The sequence below is a fragment of the Actinoplanes cyaneus genome (assembly GCF_016862095.1).
Taxonomy (GTDB): domain Bacteria; phylum Actinomycetota; class Actinomycetes; order Mycobacteriales; family Micromonosporaceae; genus Actinoplanes; species Actinoplanes cyaneus.
Genome location: NZ_BOMH01000006.1, coordinates 38,517 through 58,041 on the forward strand (window position 1 = coordinate 38,517; position 19,525 = coordinate 58,041).

Genomic DNA, 19,525 nt, shown 5'->3' on the forward strand with positions numbered 1-19,525 from the left:
CCGGCCGGCTCATCGCGGGCCGCCCAGGGTGCTGATCAGCCGGCGGTACGTCTCGAAGGCCGGCTTCGGCGTGTAGTCCGAGCGCAGCAGTCCGAGCTGGAAGACCGGGTCCGGGTTGGCGGAGTCGGCGTCACGGAGGGCGAAATGTTCGTACGCGCGAATGTTGAGATCTGCTGATCTCTCGGCGACGATGCCGACGACCAGCTCGAGCACCTCGGCCTGCCGCTCGCCGGAACGATCGGGGCCGGTTCCCCAGCCGTGTTCGGTGATGTGCAGCGGCACCTCGGCGGGGATGCCCGCGGCGGCAAGGCTCCGCTCGCGGAAGGTGGCCAGCGCGCCGGCGACGGCGACGGGCAGCCGATCGGCCGGGATCGGGTGGAAGACGTCCGGGAAGAAGTCCAGCCCGGCGTAGTCCAGCGCCTCCCGGAACTCGTCACCGCCACGCTTGCCCAGGTCTGTCCAGAACTCCTGCTCCGGCGAGAAGTCCAGGGTCGAGTTGCAGCCGATCAGCACGTCGAGGCCAAGTCGCCGGGCCTCCCGTTCGGCCTCGATCACGCCGGTGACCAGCGCGTCCCGGACCGCCGGGGAACGTCCGTCGCCGCCGGGGCCGGCGTGGTTGGCCTCCTCGGTGACCTGCAACGACGCCAGGAGCGGGCCGTGGGTGCGCAGTTGATCGCGGAGGAAGCCGAGCCAGCCGGTCAGGTCGAGGCCCGGCTCGCGGAAGCAGGCGACGAGGTCGAGACGGCGGCCGTCGGTGGCGTATCGGTGCGGCGCGGGCGGCGCCTCCGTCCTCGGCGCCGCGGCGCGGACGGTGGCGTCGTCGTAGTGGACGTAGCCCCGCACGAGCGAGGGTTTCAGGAGGTCCAGCGCCGCCGTGATCTTCCCGGAGTCCTCCGGCGGGCCCTGGGTGACGTGGTTGTCGTCGGTGACGCCGAGGCCACCGGGGTAGATGCCGAACATGAGAGTCATGCCGCGAGCATAGGCATGTTTTTGGTGTCACACCAAGTTTTGGGTCACGCTATGATTCCGTCGTGGGATTGCGCGAGGAGAAGAAGCAGGCCACGCGGGTCGCGATCGCGGACGCGGCGCTCGGGTTGTTCCTGGAGCACGGCTTCGACCGGGTGACCGTCGCCGACGTGGCGCGCCTGGTGCGGGTGTCGGTGAACACGGTTTTCAACTACTTCCCCACCAAGGAGGACCTTTTCTTCGATCGGCAGGACGAGGTGACCCAGCGGCTGCCGGCGGCGATCCGGGCACGGGCCCGGACCGAGTCGGTGGTGGACGCGGTGCGGCGGGCCTTCCTGGCCGAGTTGGAGCGGGGCGAGGCGACACTCGGGCTGCATCCGGGGATCGAGCGGTTCTGGCGGGTCGTCGAGCAGAGCGCGGCACTGCAGGCGCGGCTGCGTCAGCTGCGGGACCGGGCCGAGGAGGCTCTCGCCGAGACGCTGCGGCAGGAGACGGGGGCGGACCCGGACGATCCGATGCCCCGCATCGTGGCCGCCCTGCTCACAGCCGCGGACTCCGCGCTGCACGCGGAGATCAGGCAGAAGATCCTTGCAGGTCACCAGCCCGATGCGGTACGGGAGGAGACGCGCCGGACGGCCGAGGTCGCGTTCGACGCGCTGGCGGGCGGGCTCGCCGCATACGGACGGTGAAGGGTGACCGCTCGCACTTCCGGCGCGGGCGGCTCACGGCGTACACGCGAAGGGATTGGTTTTGCCGGCCCGGGCGATGCTCCCAGCTACGCCCGGGCCGGCGGGCCACCCGTCGCTCCGGCAATTCAGCGAACCGGAGACACAGCGGCCCGAGAGGGCCCGTCCCGAAGGCGCATCGCGTTCTGTTCGGCGCCGGTCGTTCGCTGCCGCGACGACCGGCTACGGATGCGCCCCGGACGGGTCGACTCGATGGCACCGGGTCAGCCGTTCAGGACCCGGTGCATGGCGTCCGAGACGCCGTGGTGGTGCTGGTCAGGACTTGGTGGCGCCCGGATTTCCGTAGTAGGCGCCCGGGCCGTGCTTGCGCTTGAAGTGACGCTCCTGCAGATGCTGCGGGGTGAACGCGTCCGGGTTCAGCGCGAGGGTCTTGATCGCCATCTCGGCGACCGCCTCGACGATGATCGCGTGCTCGACCGACTTCTTCGGACTGACGCCCCAGGTGAACGGGCCGTGGTTGGCGACCAGCGCGCCCGGCATGCCGGCAGCGGCCTCGTCGTCGCCGATCAGCTCGATGATCACCTGGCCGGTGTTGAACTCGTAATCGGTGGCACACTCCTCGGGGGTCAGCCCGCGGGTCACCGGAACCGGACCGTTGAACGTGTCCGCGTGCGTCGTGCCGAGGACCGGGATGTCCCGGTTGGCCTGCGCGAACGCGACCGCGTTGGTGGAGTGCGTGTGGGTGATGCCGCCGATCGAGGGCCAGGCCAGGTAGAACGCGCGGTGCGACTCGGTGTCGACCGAGGGCCGCAGGTCACCGCCGAGCACCTTGCCGGTCTTCAGGTCGACCGGGACGAGCATGTCCGCGGTGAGGTCGTCGTAGGAGACGCCGGACGGCTTGATCAGGAAGTAACCACCGTCACGGTCGACGCCGCTGACGTTGCCCCAGGTGAGCTGCGCGAGCCCGGCCTTCGGGATCACCTGGTTGGCCAGCCAGACATCCTGGCGCAGGGCCTCCGAGCCGATCGTCACGTCGCCATCCTTCACTCACGATGTTAACGCTCACTATACAAGATCCCAAGATCCAGAGTAATGCTGCAGGCAGCGTGTTGTGAGCGCAAACACCTGGACGCCACTGCTCGGCCCATCGGCCGGTCACCGCAGGCCGGCGACCGCCGCGTGGACCTGCTCCCGCAGGGCGGCCGGCAGCGGCGCATACCCCACCGCGCCCGCCGCGGCCTGCCCCTCCGGGCTCGCCGCGTAGGCCAGGAAACCACGCGTCACCGCCGACGCGCCCGCCTTGCAGACCACCTCGTAGGTGACCTGCACGAGCGGGTAGGCACCACCGTACAAGTCGTCGTAATTCAGGTCGAGCCGCAGGTCGTCACCACCGGCCGGGCGCGCCGCCGCGACCGCGTCCGCCGCCGCGGCGTCCGTGGGCGCCACGAAACCGCCGCCCGAGTCCCCCACCAGGGCGGTCGTCAGCTCGTTGACCCGCGCATAGGACGCCTCCACATAGCCGATCGCGCCGTCCGTCCGGGCGATCGCCGCGGCCAGCCGATCGCTGCCGGTCACGGCGACGCCGCCCGGCGCGGGCCAGGAACCGGCCGGCTCGAAGGGCCAGTCCGCCTTCGCCGTCCCGGCCAGGAACCGGGTGAAGTTGGACGTCGTGCCGGAGTTGTCCGCCCGGTGCACGGCCCGGATCGGCGTGGCCGGAAACGCCACGCCCGGATTGTCGGTGGCGATCGCCTTGTCGTTCCAGGCGGTGATCCTGCCGCTGAAGATCTTCGCGATGGTGGCCGGGGCCAGCCGCAGCTCCCCGACGCCGGCCACGTTGACGGCCAGCGCGATCGGGCCGATCACCATCGGCAGGTGGATCGCCGGGCTGCCACCGCAGCGGGAAGCGGCCGCGGACCGGTCGGCGTCGCTGAGCGCGGCGTCCGTGCCCGCGAAGTCGCCCGTGCCGGACAGGAAGGACGTGACGCCGGTGCCGGAACCGACGCTCGCATACGCCACGGCCGCCTGCGCGCAGGCGATCTGATACTGCTTGATCCACTCGTTGATCGCGTTGGCCTGCGCGGACGATCCCTGCCCGGCCGCCGAACCGGAGGCGCAGGCAACCGGATCGGTCTTCTTCTCCGGGTCCGAGCAGGCGGTCAGGGACAGGAGCGCGGCGAGGGCGACGGCCGCCGTGAGCTTCTTCATCGCGGACCTCTCAGCGGTACTCGGCGAGGCGGCGGCGCACGCCGATCGGAACCAGCAGGATCACCAGCACCAGAGCCACGATCGGGATGATCACCCAGCCGCGCAGTGTGCTTTCCGCGCCGCTCAGGGCACGATCGAAACCTTGCTTGCGTACGTCGGTGACGGCGCCCACGGCGGCGTCGAAGTAGGCGAAGTCGAACGCCGCGTCGCCGCGCCGGATGCCGGTCAGCGCCTCCACCGCGCCGTCCGGCCGGCCGCTCTCCGCGAGCGAGATCACCTTCTGGTGATCCTGCTGGTAGGCCCGCCAGCGCTCGAGCGCGTCGGCGCCGGCGAGCTCGGCGATGCCCGGGCCGCACTCGTACACGGCGACCGGGTTCGCCGCGGTCAGGCAGTCGGACTTGGTGGTGAAGCCGTCCTTGTAGAGCGCCAGGTTCGCGCTGACCAGATAACGGCTGGTGTCGGCGGCGGCGTCGTAGCCGATCGCGCGCAGCCGGGACAACGAGAGATAGGGATCCAGGTCGTCGGAGCGGGCGCTCGACAGCCGGCCGGCCTGGCTGCCCAGCACGATCATCGAGGCCAGGACCAGCACCAGGCTCACGGCGGTGGCGGCGAGCAGCGCGGGATTCCACGAGCGACGGAACCGGCGCGTCATCCAGACCTGCAGGAACACCAGGAGAGCCAGGAGCGCGCCGCCGAACAGGACGGCCAGGGTGTAGCCGGTGGCCTCGCTCGCGCGCTTGTCGGCATAGGCCTGGTCGAGCCGGCCGGTGGCGGCGTCACGCAACCGCTGAGCAGCCGGGAGCAGACGCAGGTGCAGGATGTTCGTCGCCTGGGTGTAGTAACCCAGAGCGTCCGGCGGCAGCTTTCCGGCGGTCGCCTGCGCGGTCCCGCCCTGGCCTGCCTGGGCGGTGCTGCCCTGGGCCGCCTGCGCGGGGCCGCTGTTGCCGGCTGTCTGTGCGGCGCCGGCCCGGGCCGCGGCGGGCTGGCTGGATGGTGCTCTGCTCGCGGCGGCCGCGGCGGTGATCGTCTGGCCGACGCGCTGGTGGTAGACGGCGAGACCGTCCAGAAGGTCGAGCGCGACGGACCGCTCCGACTCGCCGGTCGCCGTCGTCAGAGAACGCTGCAGGTCGGCGCCGACCTGGCGGGAGCGCACCTGATACTGCCCCTGGGCGTCGACCCGGATGGCGGCCAGGGCGTCCGAGTCACCGGTCAGCAGCAGGCGGGTGACCTGCGCGTCCATGTCGCTGAGCGCGAAGTAGAGGTCGGCCGCGGTGGCCGCCTGGGGCGCCGCCTCCCGGCCGATGATCCGGACCTGGTCCTGCACGCGGGCCATCACCGAACTCATCGCGAGCAGCAGCGCGGTGGCCGCGAGGACCACCAGCGCCGACCACAGGCGAAGGCGGGCGGGCGTCTCGTCCCGGATCAGGTTGCGGGCGGTGTTTCTGGTCGTTTCCATGACCGCTGGCACGCCGTCACGGTAATCCATTCCCGCCATCGGAATCATGTCGCAGGATCTCATTCCGATCGTTAACCGAGCGTTTCCCTAATTGTCATTTCCGCAGGTGGGTCCACTTTTGACCCTATTCCCCGAATGCTCTCTGAATGGATTGTCAGGCCGGCTCGCTGAGGGCCGCATAGATCACCGGGTCGTGAGCGGAAAGGAGGGTGAGATCGGGCTCGGCCCGCTGGTGCAGGGCCGCCAGCCGGGCATGGTTGGCCCGGACCAGGGCCCGGTCGTGGGCGACGCCGAACTCGGCCAGCCGCAGGCCGAACGGCACGCGGGCGCCGGCCAGCGTGTTGCGGTGGTAGAACGCGTCACCGCAGTGCAGCAGCCAGCGTGAGCCGGAGTCGACCGCCACGCAGGCGTGGCCGCGGGTGTGCCCCGGCAGCGGGACCAGGACGAAGCCCGGGCCGATCTCGGTCAGCTCCCGCGCCGCCGCGAAACCCCGCCAGCTCTCCCCGCCCGGGCCGTGCTCGACCACGTCGGGGCCGTGCGACCACTGCACGCTGCGGAAACGGCGGCGCTCGCGACCGGTCGGGGCGCGCAGGGCGCCGTCGGCCTCGGCGGCGGTCACGTGCACACGGGCGTGCGGGAAGTCGGCCAGACCTCCGATGTGATCGAGGTCGAAGTGCGTCACGACCACGTGCCGCACATCGGACGGCCGGAGACCCAGCCGCTGGATCTGGACCACCGCGGTCTCCTCCCGATCCAGCGCGGGCCGGAGCAGGTGCCGCGGCGCGCCCAGCCGGGACCTGGGATCGGCCACGTCGGCCAGGCCGAAGCCGGTGTCGATCAGCACCAGGCCGGCGTCGCTCTCCACCAGCAGCACGTGGCAGACGAGGTCGGCGCCCGGCGGCCGCATGGTGCCGCAGTTGAGGTGATGGACCCGCATGTCGCACTCCCCGCTTCGTCGATGCCAGCGAAGGTACGCCGGGCCACCGACAGAAAGCGATCCGGGAGAAGCCGGGCTTGACTCTGCCCCTGGGGCAGACCTCAGCGTTGCCTCAGCGACAGGCCGGCCGCCCCGCGGCGAGCAGGGCGGCCGGTCGGCGGGAACGGATCGTCAGCGGTGGGAGGGGTGATGGGCGTGACGGCGAGCGGAGTCGTGCCGCGGCAGCTGGAGGGCTTCCGGCAGACCGTGCGCGGCGGCCAGTCCGTTGGACTGCCGCACCAGGTGGCCCTCGGCGACCAGATCGGCCAGCAGCCCGGTCAGGCGGGCGTCGAGCTCGGTCGAGCGCCGCGCCGACCAGCCGTAAAGCCTGGTCACCGCGGCGAGCAGATCCTCGATCGGCAGGACGCCGCTGTCGATCACCAGGTTCTCGCACGCGACCACGAGCTCAGCGTCGGAGACCTGGTCCGCCTTGCGGGCGACGCCGTCGGCACGGTGCCGCACGAGCGGGATCATCTGGTCCGGGTCGCCGAGGAAGGTGCCGTCCCAGGCCACGCCGGCCTCCTCGATCGCCGCCTCGATCGCGGTGCGCGCGGGGCGGGTGATCCGGGCCAGGCCCCAGTCCTCGCGCATGCGCTGCAGGGCGACACCGATGTGCACCGGGCCCTCGACCTCGGCCAGTCGTCGCACCGCGGCGATCAGCTCGGGCCGCAGCGCCGGGTCGGTGAGCGAGGCGCCCGCCGGCAGCGGGTCCAGGTCCGCCCGCTGGTAGGGGTGGAGCCACTCGTCGGTGTGCGCGATCACCTCGGCGGTCGTCTCGATGGCCGGGGCGGCGGTCGTCTCCGTGGCCGGGGCTGCCGACTGCTCCGGCTCGGCATGGGTCCAGCCGGGCGGCGCGGCCATCGTCTCCTCGAACTCGGCGACTGCGGCGGCCATGTCGGGCTGCCCCTCCATCTCCTCGTACCAGGCGTGCCGGCCGGTCGGCGCGGAGCTGACGGAGCGCTCGGCGACCGCGGCCGCGGCGTCGGCCAGATCGGGGTCGAGGTTGGTGGCGCCGGTCAGCTCGGCGCGGATCTGCGTGATGGCGCCGAGCCGGTCGGCGGGTTCCGCGGTCTCGTCCAGCCCGGCCAGGAACTGCGCGGCTGCCGCTGCCAGTTCCTCGGTGCCGACGCCGAAGCGCGCGGCGACCTCGGCCAGGTCCTCCCGGCTGGCGGTGGTCTCCTCCGCCCGGGCGGCCTCGGGCCACTCGGCGGTCCCGGTGGGAGACCCGGTCTGCCGTCCGGCGGGTTCGTCGCGGGTCGCGGAGGGCCACTCGATCGAGGCGACGTGCCTTTCGGTGAGCTTGCCGGCCTGCCGTTCGCTCGGGGTGGCCAGGCGCTTCGCAAGTTCGGACTGGTCCTCGCGGCCGGCCGAGGGCCACTTCACCGAGGAGACCTGCCGCTCGCCGGGCACCGCGGGCCCGACCGGCTCGGTGCGTTCGGCGGTGGGCCACTCGACGCGCTCGGGGACCTCGGCCCGGCTCGCGAAGGGCCATTCCGCGCGGGTCGGGTGGTCGGTGGCGGTTCCGAGGTCCATTTCGGCCGGTGGGCCGACGGAGTCTCCCTGATCGGTGCCCAGCCCGGTGACGGCGGTCTCGAGGTCCGCCCCGAGGTATGCCTCGGCGGCGGCGAGCTCCTCGGCGCCGGCCTGGGCGAAGGCGAACTGGGCGGCGACCCCGGCCAGGTGACCGTGCTCCCCTGCCGGTCCCGCGTGCCCGGCGATCGGGACGAGTTCCTCCTCGACGATCTCGGCGAAGAGCTCGCCGTGATCGTTATCGGTCACGACCGTGTGGCTGAGGTCGTCGGTCTCGTGGGCGGCGGCCAGGTCTGCCTCGGCGGCGGCCTCGGCTTCGGCCAGTCCGAGGTCGTCGGCGTCCGTCCACGCGAACAGGTGCTGTTCCCCGACGGTCTCCGGGGCCACGAAGGTCGCCGGGATCTCGTCCGCCCGGGTGGCACCCCGCTCGGCGGGCGGGGCGAACGCCGTGGGCGCGGGCACCGTCCGGGTGGACGCCGGGGCGGGGCTGTTCACGACCGCGGCGGCGAGCTCGTCCACGGAGAGCGGCTCCCGTTCGACCTGCTCGGCTTCGGCGGTGCTGACGTCGTACGCCGGACCGGTGTTGATCGTGGTCTCGGTGAACGCCGCGCGATGGCCCGCGGCATAGCCCTCCGCGGCGTCCGCGATCGGGTGCTCGGTGGTGCTCCCGGGCGGCGGCGCGACCGCGAGCTCGGGCGTCTCCTCCTCGGGCAGTCCCGCGAACGCGTCCTCGATCGCGGCGCGCAGGCGGCTCTCCTCCCGCTCCCGGTCCAGGTACCAGGCGGTGCCCCAGACCCGGTGCAGCTTCCAGCCCAGCGCGTCGAGGACCTGCTCGCGGATCCGGTCCCGGTCGCGGGCGGTCGGCGCCGAGTCGTAGGAGGTGCCGTCGCACTCGATGCCGAGCGCGAACGGGGCGTTGCGGCGGGCCGACCGGCGCACCGCCAGGTCGATCCGGAACGCGCCGGCGCCGACCCGGCTCTGCACCCGGTATCCCCAGCCGTGGATGACGTCGCGCACCGAGTCCTCGAACGGGGTCTGGGACTCGGCGTGCTCCGGCTCCTCCAGGTCGAGCGCGGAAATCCCGCGGGCGGCGTAATCGAGGAAGTGCGCGAGGTGCCGCAGGCTCTCGTCGGTCTCCGGCAGGTCCCGGGCACGGACCGCGGAGATCACTTCGAGGCGGCGGCGGGCCCGGGTGGTCGCCACGTTGAGCCGGCGCCAGCCGTCCCGGCCCTCGAGCCCGCCCAGCTCGGTGCCGATCGCGAAGATCACCACGTCGCGCTCGTCGCCCTGGACGGCGTCCAGGCTCTTGATGAAGAAGCCGCGCAGCCGGTCGTCCTCGAGCGGGACGACCATGTCGGCGACCGCCGCCTCGACGTCGTCGGCGTCCTGCGCCGTGCAGACCACCACGCCGAGGCTGAGGTCCGGCCGGGTGACCAGGTGGTGCGCGACCCGGGTGGCGACCAGCCCGGCCATCGACATCTCGCCGCCGGCCGGGTAGAGCTGCACCCCGCCGTCCGGGCCGGGCGGCGCGAAGGCCGGGAACGTGGTGAGCCGCCCTTGGTAGAAGGCGTGGTTGGCGAAAGCGATGAGCGACTCGTCCCGGCTGCGGTAATGCGTGGCCAGGTCGAGGACCCGGAACGCGCCGCAGCTCAGGGCCCGGTCGAGGATCGACGGCGTCTCACCGCCGGGGATCGGGGCGGCGGGCAGTTGCCGATCGTCGCCGCAGATCACCAGGGCGTTGCCCCGGTAGGCGCAGGTGATCGCGTCCGGCAGCGGAACCCGCGAGGCCTCGTCGATGATCACCACGTCGAAGTGCAGGTCGGCGGGGAGCAGCCGGCTCACGTCGGCCGGGGACATCACGAGGCACGGCTTGACCGCCATCGCCGCGTGGGCGGTGCGGGTGAACAGCTCCCGGACCGGCAGGCGGTGGCCGTGCTGGGCGGCGGTGGCGCGGAGCAGGGCGGCCTCCCCCGCGGCGGCCTCGGCCGGCTGCAGCGCGTCGACCGCGTTCATCACCTCGGCCGTGGCGGCGCGCTGCAGGCCGGCGTCCCAGAGGCGGAACTCGGCGACCAGACGGTCCCGGGAGCCGGCGTCGAGCGGGGCGAGCCGGTCGTCCTCGCGGATGATCGCGTCGGCCCAGGACTGGAAGAGGGCCCGGCCGAGCACCGGAAGAATCTGCTCGACCGGCAGGTCCTCGCGGGCGCAGAAGTCGACCACGGGGTCCAGCCCGTGCTCGGCCAGCACCGCGCGGGCGGCCTGGTGATCGAACCACTCCTGCTGGCCACGGTTGTCGTCGAGCAGCTCGCGGAGCAGTTCACGGGCGGTCTCCCGCTCGTCCAGGGCGGCGCTGAGCGCGGGGTGCCGGCTCGGCGCGAAGGCACGCAGGATCCAGTCCCGGGCGGACTGCCACTCGGCGACCCGGGCCGGCAGGGTGTCGGTGGGGCGGGTGCGGCCCAGCAGCTCGGCCTGCTCGGCGGTGAACGCGATGTCCGCCCCGTTGCGGAGGCGGCGGGCCTCGGAGGTCCAGGCCATCGCGGCGGCCAGCGCCTCCACGTCGGTCTGGGTGCCGCGGTAGGCATTGCCCAGGGTGGTGGCGTAATCCCGGGCGTTGGAGGAGAGTGCCGCGGCGGCCTCCGACGCGCTCTCCCGCAACAGGCCGACCGTGGCCGCCTCGGCCAGGGTGAAGTCCCGCCCGGCGGCCGCGCTGTAGGCCTGCACCAGCTCGGCGACGGCGGTGAACGGTTCGACGTGCGCGCGCAGCCAGGTGACCGCGTCGTGGATCGGCCCGTCGGCGAGCGCCGGCCGGGGCGCGGGCTCGGGCGACGGGCGCAGCGCGGCGGTCCAGCGGTCGAACTCCCGGCCGGCCTCGCCGACGATCCGGATGATCGCGCTGTTCGGCGTCGGTGCGCAGATCCGCTCGATCAGCGTGGGCAGCGCCTCCGGCGGGGTGACCTTCAGAGTCTCCTCGGCGGTGTTCAGGGCCCGCTCGATCGCGTCGAAGTCGGTGTCCAGCCGCCGCCAGTGCCGGCCGAGAATGCCGGCGTACTCGCGCTCGGCGTCGTCCAGCTCCTCCAGGGCGCGTTTCCACACCGCGGCCGCGTCCAGGTTGGCGACCGCCTGGGAGCGTTTGACGTCCGGGCGGGCGATCTCCGCTGCCGCCTTCTTGTCCCGGCGGTAGGGTGCCCGCAGCTTGCCGATCCCCCGGTGCTGACGGGCGAACCGCTCGGCGAGCTCGTCGACCGGCTCGGCGAGCGCGTTCTCGCTGAAGTGCTCACGGGCCCGGGCCTCGGCGGCCTTCACCACGCTGACCACCCGCCGGAGGTTGCGCATCGCGGCGTGCGCGGCGTGGGTGCCCATGCTGTCGAACCAGGCCGGCTCCGGCTTGTCCGGGCGGGACAGCAGGTCGACGATGGCGGCCAGCCGGGGCAGGTCGGTGAACGCCACGACGTTGGGCAGGCCGAGCCGGGCGGTGACCCGATCCAGACTGTGCTGGTGCTGCTCCAGCCGGTCGGCCTCGTCGGCGAAGCGCCGGGCCAGGCCGCGGGCCTGCGCCGCGGTGAGCGGCAACAGCTCGACCGCCGGCGGCTTCAGGTGGGCCAGGCTCGGGATGAGCGGCAGTTTGCCGGGGGACGGCAGTGCGCTCCAGGTGACCCCGGCCTTCCCGCGGACCGCGTCCTCGGCCTGGTGCAGGGTCTTCAGGTGGCGCAGCAGGCCCTCGGCGGCCCGGGCCACCGGCTCCAGGCTGGACATGGTGAGCCACTCGTCGGCTGCCTCCGGCGGGCGCCGGACGACGTGCCCGACCAGCGTGGTCAGGGTGATCGCCTCGCCGATCGAGCCGATCAGGAACGCCTCGGCGAGCGGGTCCCGCTCGATCGCCTCGATCAGATGGTCCAGGGCGGTCTGCGCCTGGTGCAGGCGGGCGTCGAGGCGGTTGCGGTCGATCACGTCGCGCCACAGGAAGTCGTCGCCCTCCCGCGCCGGGCGCCACGATCGGCCCAGACGCTCGGCGGCGTCCCGGACCCGCTGCAGCGACTGCGTCGTGAGCGGGATCGGCAACTCGGCCGGGGCCGGCGCCTGCGCCACGTCGGTCATCTGCGCGCACATGCCCAGCACGTCGTGCAGGCGGTGGCCGAGCGGCTCACGGACCTCGTTCATCGCCTCGGCGTAAGCGTTGAGCCGTTGCCGGTGCTCGCGCAGCGCCTCGCGCTCGTCGGTGGAGAGGTCCGGCGGCGGCAGCGGGATGAAGTCGAGAGCGGCGGCCAGGGCGGACGCCACCTGTTCCCGGCCGGTCCGCCCGCTGTGCAGCGGGAGCAGGTAATCGTGCAGGCCGGTGGGCTCCAGCCGGTCCAGGACGGTGTCCAGGGCAGCGGCCTTCTCGGCGACCAGCAGCACCCGGCGGCCCGCGTGCAGGAGGACACCGATCATGTTGGCGATGGTCTGCGACTTCCCGGTGCCGGGCGCACCGCGCATCACGAAGGAGCGCCCGTGCAGGGCCGCGGTGATGCAGGCGCGCTGTGCGGCGTCGGCGTCCAGCACCAGCGGGACGTCGTCCGGGGCGGCCACCTCGTCGATCCGGCGGCCGGCGATCACGTCGAAACGAAACGCGTCCGGCTGGGCCTCCGGTTCGGTGGCCAGGGCACGGATCACCGGGTGGGCGAGGATGCGCCGCTCGTGGTCGAGCAGGTCGGTGTACATGACCTCGCGGTGCACGGCGAAGCGGGTCAGCATCACCGCCTCGTCGGAGTGCCAGTCCGGGTGGTCGCCCAGCGCGGCGTCGAGGCGTGCCCAGAAGACGGTGACGTCCAGGGCGGCCAGGCTGTCCACGGCGGGCAGCTCGATGTTGTGCCGGCGCAGGCAGATGTCCAGCGCCGGGTTGACGATCGGGTCCTCGGCGCGGGCCCGCAGACGGGGATAGTCCTGCGGGTCCGGCGTGACCAGGTCGACCGGGATCAGCAGGATCGGGCTGACGTGCTCGCTCCCGTTGTCCGCCCAGCGGACCGTGCCGACGCCCAGGTACAGCGTGGCGACGCCCTGCTCGAGCAGGTCACGCCGGGCTGTCCGGCGCAGCGCCCGCAGCGTGGCGTCCATGTCGGCGTCGGCCATCGCGGTCTGGAACACGTGCGAGGCTCGTGGCCGCGGGCCCTCCGCCTGCTCCTCGATGCCGAGGAAGCCGCACTCACGGCCCTGCTGGAGCGCCTCGACGATGCTGCGCGGCGACGGGCTGACGATCTCGACCACCCCGGGCGCCGTGGTCCGCACGTCGATCAGCGGATTGGCGCCAGTGAGGTCGAGCAGCCCGTCCCGCCACTCTTCCAGCGTTGCCCGCACACGGGCATCAGGCCGCCCGGTCAACCCGTCCGATTGATCCCACCGCATTTTCCCATTCCAGCAAGGCGACGGGCCGCATGGTGGCGTTTTTTCGGGTTAATCCGACGTTCCGCACGGATCGGACAAGTTTGCTGCCCCACCGGTAACACCAGCCCCACCAGAGACAACGGCGGCTTCGCGATCGGCCCGGGCGGCGAAGCGAGACCCGAGCAGCCGGGCAGCCGGGCCCGCCGGAATGCCGAGTCGCCGGGCGTGAGGCGGGGCCGCCGGGATGCGGGGGCGCCGGGCGTGAGGCGGGCCGCCGGGATGCGGGGTGCCGGGAGAGCCCGATTCGGGTCGGATGGGACGGCGGCGGGCGGGACGACGTGAGCGGGCGCCCGTGGACGGGCGGCCGCTCACGGGAGAACGGGGTCAGTCCCAGGTCGGGACCCACCACTGCCAGCCGGCCGGGGCGAGTGGCCAGCCGGCGTCCGGGCGCCAGCCCTCCGGGGGGTACCAGCCGTCCGGCGGCGTAGGCCAGCCCGGCGGGACGACGAACTTGATCCCGGTGGGCGCCGGGGGGATCGCCGGGTGGCGGTTCGGCTCAGGGGCCGGCGAGACCGGGGCGGAGCCGGCGACGGTGTTCGCGTGCTTGTTCAGCAGCACGGCGGAGAGGGCCGGGAGGACAGTGGTCTCGGCGATCTCGCCGGCACCGCCGAACAGGCCGGGCGGAGATCCTGCGCCGTCGGATCCGCCGGTGGAGGAGCCGACACTGGTGAACGATCCGGACGGTGAGCCGGCACCGGCGAACGAACCCGACGCGGGACCGGCGGCGGCGAACGAGCCGGACGCGGGACCGGCGAACGAACCCGACGCGGGACCGGCACCGGCGAACGAACCCGACGCCGGGCCGGCGGCGTCGAACGGGACGGCCGGGGAACCCGTAGCGCTGAACGAGCCGGGACCGTCGAGCGGATTGGCGGCGAACGAGCCCGTCGACGAGCCCGGGCCGTCGAGTGCCGAGCCGGAGTTCGGCGAGCCGGAGTTGAACGAGCCGGTGGCGAACGAGCCGGTCGACGAGCCCGCGCCCCCGAACGAGTCGGCGCCGGCGAAGGAACCGGCGCTGCCGAACGAGCCGGCCGCGGCCTGGGAACTGTCGAACGTCGGGGTGCCGAAGAAGCCGGGCGGGGCCGAGCCCGCGGTCGGGGCGGGGCTGGCCGGGACGCCGCTGACGCTGCCCGGGAGCGGGGCGGTCGGCACGCCCGGGATCGGGTGCGCCGCAACGCCGGGGACCGGGACACCACTGGTCGGCGCCGATCCGGGGCCGGCCGGAGAGCCTGCGAAAGCACCCGAGGCCGGGCTGGTGGCCGGGTCATCGGGCTGGGGACGGCCGGCGATCGTCGGGACCGGGCCGCTGACCGACGCCGCCCAGCTCGGGACCGGGCCGCTCGGCTGGACCCAGGTCGGGACCAGCTCGCTGCGATCCATCCAGGTGGGCTGGGCGTCGCTGGGCGTGGCGGCCCAGCTGGGGACCGCGTCGCTGCCGCTCATCCAGCTCGGGACGGCCGACGTGCCGGCGGCCGGCAGGTCGGGGCCTGCTCCGGCGGGCACGACCGGGGTGGTCGCGGCCGGAACGACGGGGGGCGTCGCGGCGGGCACGACCGGGGTGGTCGCCGGCGGCGGGGACACGGGCGCGACCCGTCCGCCGGCGGCGCTGCGGGCGGCCGGGCCGGTCCAGCTCTCCGGCAGGTCCTGCACCCGGATGACGTGCAGCAGAACCTCGGTCTTGTTGGCGTTGCTCTTGACGACCGCACGGGCGGCGACGACGAGGCCGCGCTCCGCCTGGTATCGCAGGACGGGCGTGAGCTCGAAGCTGGTCTTCGGGCTCAGGTCACCGACCCGGGCGTCACCGAGACGCACCTCGACGAGGTGGTCGGCCATCTCGTGGAGCGTCACGTACGCCCAGCATTCGCCTTCCGGCCGCTGGAACGGCGCGAGTGCGTCGAGGTGCTCCTCCTGCCCGTTGACCTGCAGCGCCGAGCCGGTCGGCAGCAGCCGGTGCTCGTGCACGGGCGGCTCGTTCGCCGGCACCAGCATGTGCGGCTCGGCCAGGTCGAGGCGGATCGTGCCGACGAAGGCCGGCGGCCGACCGTCGTACTCGCCCCATTCCCGGCCGTGGATCTGCGCGTTGACCTCGGGGATCAGGTTCCGTTTGGTGAGCGCAGTGAGAACCCCGACGTAACGGGCGGCCTCGGGTCGCGGCAGGTGGCCGAGCAGTGCATTGTCGGCCCAGACCCCGACGGCGTTGCGGTCGTGGCGGTTGCTGCGGTCGGGTATCAACTGGACCGGGACGGTTATGTCGGTTCCCTGAGGGTTGAAGTCGTTCCCGAACAGCGCACGTATCGCCTTGGCGTAGTGCGTCTCGCCGACGACCTCGGCGCTTGCCCAGCCCGCTTGTCCCCAGAGTTGGAACCGATTTGCCACACGGGAACGTTAGTGTCTGCTTTCCGTCAGTCACGTCGTCCGTACGGATGAGTACCGGTGGCCGGACGGTCCGTATCCGAAAGATCAACACTAAGCAGCGTTCAGGAAAAGCCCCGGCAACGTTCCGGGGCTTTTGCCCTCCGCCGGTCTATTCGCCGAGCTTGATCACCATCTTGCCGGTGTTCTCGCCGCGCATCAGGCCGAGGAACGCCTCCGGCGCGTTGGCGAGCCCCTCGACGATCGTCTCCTGCGCCGAGATCTTCCCCTCGCGCAGCCACCCGCCGACCTCGGCCACGAAGTCGGGCATCCGGTCGTTGTGATTGCCGACGATGAAGCCGCGCAGGTTCAACTCCTTGCCGATGGCCAGCGCCAGATTCCGCGGCGCTGCGGGCGCGGACGTCTCGTTGTACTGCGAGATCGCCCCGCAGAGCGCGACCCGGCCGTACTTGTTCAGGAACTTGATCGCCGCTTCGAGGTGATCGCCGCCGACATTGTCGAAGTAGACGTCGATGCCGTCGGGCGCCGCCGCGCGCAACTGATCCCGTACCGAAGAATCCTTGTAGTTGAAGGCCGCGTCGAAGCCCAGATCGTCGATCAGGTGCCGGACCTTCTCCGCCGAGCCGGCGCTGCCGATCACCCGCTTGGCCCCGCGCAGCTTGGCGATCTGCCCCACCACGCTGCCCACGGCGCCCGCCGCGCCGGAGACGAACACCACGTCACCCTCGCGGAACTGGGCGATGTCGAGCAGCCCCACGTACGCGGTGAGGCCGGTCATGCCGAGCAGCCCGAGGTAGGCCGACGGGGTGGGCGCGGCGGACGGGTCCACGACCCGCACGCGCTTGGCGTCGAGCACGGCGTAGTCCCGCCAGCCGAGCCCGTGCACCACCGTCGCGCCGACCGGCACGCTCTCCGCGTTCGACGCGACGACCTCGCCGATCGCCGCACCGTCGAGCGCCTTGCCGACCTCGAACGGGGCGACGTAGGACTCCACGTCGTTCATCCGCCCCCGCATGTACGGATCGACGGACATGAACTGGTTGCGCACCAGCACCTGACCGGGACCCAGCTCGGGCGTGGGCAGCTCGACGAGCTCGAAGTTGTCGGCGGTCGGCCACCCGCTGGGTCGGCTGGCGAGACGGATCTCCTGCATAGCGACGCTCCTGCAACGTTGGGGAACAGTTACTCGACAGTACGTCGAAAAACTCGACAGCGCGTCGACTACTTGCTGTTAACCGCGTTACCGTGAAGGCCATGAGCCAGAGGCGACGCGGTCCGAGCAAGGGTGACCTGCGCGAACGGGCCATCCTCGACACCGCCCGCGAGCTGCTCGGCCGCAAGCCCCTCGCCGAGATCACCATCGACGAGCTGGCCGCCGGCGCCCAGATCTCCCGGAGCAGCTTCTACTTCTACTTCGACTCGAAGCTCGCCGTCGTCGTCGCGCTCCTGCACGGGCTCGCCGGCGAGCTCGGCCGCGACTCCGAGGCGTGGCTGGACGGCTCCGGCCCGGACGTGCCGGCGCTGCGCCAGTCCCTCGCCGCGCTCGCCACTCTATGGCGTGACCAGGGCAGACTGCTGGCCGGGGCACTCGCGGCCGCGCCCGGCTGCCCGCCCCTCGCCCGCTGGCGGGCCGCCCTGCGCGAGACCCACGTCGAGCGCCTCGCCGCCCGGATCACCCGCGACCGGGCAGCCGGCCTCGCGCCGGACGGGCCCGCGCCGCACGTGCTCGCGGCCCTGATCGACGACCTGCGCACCGCCGCGTTCGCCGGCGCCGCCGACCCGGAAGGCCTGGTCGACGACCTGGTCACGGTCGAGCTGCGGATGCTCTACGGCGATTTCGCGGTTCCCCACTCGCACGGGTGATCGGCCAGGCACCCTGAGGTCATGCGTATCGGTGTCATTGGAGCAGGGCAGCTCGGCGGCACTCTCGCGACGTGGTGCGCCGAAAGTGGACACGAGGTCGCGGTCACCTCCCGGCACCCGGACCGGCTGACCGACCTGGTCGCGCACGGCGACGGGCACATCCGGGCGCTGACCGTCCCGGAGGCCGCGGCCTTCGGCGAGGTGCTGTTCTTCGCGCCGAACTGGGAGTCGGCCCGCGAGGCAATCGACCTCGCACACGACGCGATGGCGGGCAAGGTCGTCATCGACGCCACCAACCCGGCCCGGATCGACGCGCCGGTCGAGGGCACGATCCCGGGCGCTCCGGGTCCCGGCGGCCTCGGCCTCGGCGGCCCCGGCACCGGCGGCCCCGGCCCCAGCGGCCCCGGCCCGAGCGGACCGGGCTCCGGCGGCCTGAACGCGGGCGGAGCAGATGCCGGCAGCCTCAGCGCAGGCGGGATGGGCGCCGTCGGACTGGGCTCGTTCGCGCCGGGCTTTCCGTCCGCGTTGGACGTGCCGTCGTTCGTGCGCGTGCCGGCCGCCCCCGGGACGAGCCCCGAGCTGGGCATCCCCACCAGGAGCGGCTTCGAGCAACTGATCAGCTGGGCGCCCGAGGCGCACTGGGTGAAGGCCTTCAACACGATCACCACCGACGTCCTCGACCGCCGCCGCGGGCACGATCCGCTGCTCGCCGAGTGGGTCTGCACCGACCAGCGCGACGCCCGCGAGGCCGCCTGCCGCATCATCCAGGAGCTCGGCTTCGCGCCGTTCTTCGCCGGCGGTCCGGAGGCGGCGCGCCTCACCGAGACCGGCGGGCCGCTGCAGCGCCTCGAGGTCGACGTGCAGGACGCCAAGGACGTGCTTGCCGAGGCGCTCGCCACCATCCACTGAGAAGATCAACTTCAAGATCTTCAGGTCCCAGGTCCGCTGTGGTCCCTGGCCGCCGCTCCCGCGGGGACCCTTCCGGGCCGAGCAGGGCGCTGGCGCGCCCAGAACGCTCAGCCCGAAAGGGCGATCTCCGCGGGTGGGCACGGTCAGAGCAGCAGACCCGGGGCGGGGACAGCCCGCAGGACCCGCCCGTCCATGAACCGCCGCGAGCGATTGCCCGGCAAGCTCCCCGCGCGGCTGCGGCTTTCGGCTGGTGCTCATGGTCGTTATGCGGCCCGCATAACGACCATGAGCACCAGCCGGGACCGGGAGCGCGCCGCGGCCCGGTGCGGGCAATCGGTCGCGCGCGTTGCACGGCGGGGCGCTCGCCGGGCGGCCGAGCGCGGACGGAGCGCCGTGCGGGGTGCGCGCTCCCCCACGGGGGCAAGGCGCCGTGCGCGTGCGCTCCCGCCAAGGGCGGGCAAGGCGCCGTGCGCTCCCGCCACGGCCGGACGAGACGCCGTGCGCGTGCGCTCCCGCCACGGGTGGGCAAGGCGCCGTGTGGCGTTACGGAGACGGGTGGGCACGGTGGGGGTTTCAGAGGGGTGGGAGCGTCATGTGGGGTGGGGGTCTTTAGGGTTCGGGCGTGGAGATCGTGGAATTGCTGGCGTCGCCGGTGCATCGGTTCGAGGGGCGGCCCGGTGACGGTCCCGCGCCGGCGCCGGACGGCGAGCTGGTCCGGGAGATCAGGATCAGGGCCGGGATGGGGATCGTCGGGGATCGGTACTTCAACCATCCGGCCCATCGGGACGCCTCGGTCACCGTCATCGCCCGCGAGTCCCTTCCAGACGGCGCCGGGCTGGCCCAGGTGCGGCGCAACATCCTGGTCGCGGGCCTGCGTCTCGACGACCGGACGATCGACGACCTGGTCGGGGAGACGCTCACACTGGACTCCGGGGATGGGCCGATCCGGCTGGCCGTGCGGCGGCGGGCGAACCCGTGCGCCTGGATGGACGTGACCGTCGGGCCCGGGGCGTTCAAGGCGTTGCGAGGCAGGGGCGGGGTCCGCTGTGTCCCGTTGGACGACGGCGTCCTGCGGATCGGGCCGGTCAGGGCCGCGATCGGGACGGCGACGGCCGTACCGTGATCGGCTTCTAAAAGCTCAGCGCG

Annotated in this window: 12 protein-coding genes; 4 read left to right on the forward strand and 8 right to left on the reverse strand. The window is 72.9% G+C overall.

Going from position 1 to position 19,525, the window contains the following annotated elements:
- Nucleotides 1–9 precede the first annotated feature (9 nt).
- Nucleotides 10–969 carry a hypothetical protein gene (locus Acy02nite_RS04120; RefSeq protein WP_203738431.1) on the reverse strand — a complete coding sequence of 320 codons (960 nt, stop codon included), beginning with the start codon at nucleotides 967–969 and terminating at the stop codon, nucleotides 10–12.
- Between the two features lie 62 nt (nucleotides 970–1,031).
- Between Acy02nite_RS04120 and Acy02nite_RS04125 the strand changes: the two genes are divergently transcribed.
- A complete protein-coding gene (locus Acy02nite_RS04125) occupies nucleotides 1,032–1,655 on the forward strand; it encodes a TetR family transcriptional regulator (RefSeq protein ID WP_203738432.1) in 624 nt (207 codons plus the stop codon).
- Between the two features lie 312 nt (nucleotides 1,656–1,967).
- Here the strand turns inward: Acy02nite_RS04125 and araD are convergent, their stop codons facing one another.
- The 7 genes from araD to Acy02nite_RS04160 form a co-directional block, all read right to left on the reverse strand.
- Complete coding sequence (gene araD, locus Acy02nite_RS04130) at nucleotides 1,968–2,684, reverse strand: L-ribulose-5-phosphate 4-epimerase AraD (RefSeq protein ID WP_203738433.1); 717 nt, start codon at nucleotides 2,682–2,684, stop codon at nucleotides 1,968–1,970.
- 123 nt (nucleotides 2,685–2,807) lie between these two features.
- Nucleotides 2,808–3,857 carry a phosphate ABC transporter substrate-binding protein PstS gene (gene pstS / locus Acy02nite_RS04135; protein WP_203738434.1) on the reverse strand — a complete coding sequence of 350 codons (1,050 nt, stop codon included), beginning with the start codon at nucleotides 3,855–3,857 and terminating at the stop codon, nucleotides 2,808–2,810.
- A gap of 10 nt (nucleotides 3,858–3,867) precedes the next feature.
- The gene (locus Acy02nite_RS04140) at nucleotides 3,868–5,313 is read right to left on the reverse strand and encodes a GlnX family signal transduction membrane protein (protein WP_203738435.1); all 1,446 of its coding nucleotides are present in this window, start codon (nucleotides 5,311–5,313) and stop codon (nucleotides 3,868–3,870) included.
- Nucleotides 5,314–5,467: 154 nt separating this feature from the next.
- Nucleotides 5,468–6,250, reverse strand: coding sequence for an MBL fold metallo-hydrolase (locus tag Acy02nite_RS04145; protein ID WP_203738436.1), 783 nt, complete (start codon nucleotides 6,248–6,250; stop codon nucleotides 5,468–5,470).
- Nucleotides 6,251–6,421: 171 nt separating this feature from the next.
- The gene (locus Acy02nite_RS04150) at nucleotides 6,422–13,147 is read right to left on the reverse strand and encodes a PDDEXK-like endonuclease domain-containing protein (RefSeq protein WP_239174189.1); all 6,726 of its coding nucleotides are present in this window, start codon (nucleotides 13,145–13,147) and stop codon (nucleotides 6,422–6,424) included.
- 411 nt (nucleotides 13,148–13,558) lie between these two features.
- Entirely contained in the window at nucleotides 13,559–15,610 is a 2,052-nt protein-coding gene (locus Acy02nite_RS04155; protein WP_203738438.1) for a hypothetical protein, read from the reverse strand.
- A gap of 148 nt (nucleotides 15,611–15,758) precedes the next feature.
- The gene (locus Acy02nite_RS04160) at nucleotides 15,759–16,760 is read right to left on the reverse strand and encodes an NADP-dependent oxidoreductase (RefSeq protein WP_203738439.1); all 1,002 of its coding nucleotides are present in this window, start codon (nucleotides 16,758–16,760) and stop codon (nucleotides 15,759–15,761) included.
- A 101-nt stretch (nucleotides 16,761–16,861) separates the two neighbouring features.
- Between Acy02nite_RS04160 and Acy02nite_RS04165 the strand changes: the two genes are divergently transcribed.
- From Acy02nite_RS04165 to Acy02nite_RS04175, 3 genes are all read left to right on the forward strand, one after another.
- Nucleotides 16,862–17,470, forward strand: a complete 609-nt coding sequence (locus tag Acy02nite_RS04165) for a TetR/AcrR family transcriptional regulator (RefSeq protein ID WP_203738440.1) — start codon at nucleotides 16,862–16,864, stop codon at nucleotides 17,468–17,470.
- 21 nt (nucleotides 17,471–17,491) lie between these two features.
- Complete coding sequence (locus tag Acy02nite_RS46310; protein ID WP_239174191.1) at nucleotides 17,492–18,379, forward strand: NADPH-dependent F420 reductase; 888 nt, start codon at nucleotides 17,492–17,494, stop codon at nucleotides 18,377–18,379.
- 622 nt (nucleotides 18,380–19,001) lie between these two features.
- A complete protein-coding gene (locus Acy02nite_RS04175) occupies nucleotides 19,002–19,502 on the forward strand; it encodes a molybdenum cofactor biosysynthesis protein (RefSeq protein WP_203738441.1) in 501 nt (166 codons plus the stop codon).
- Nucleotides 19,503–19,525: the final 23 nt, after the last annotated feature.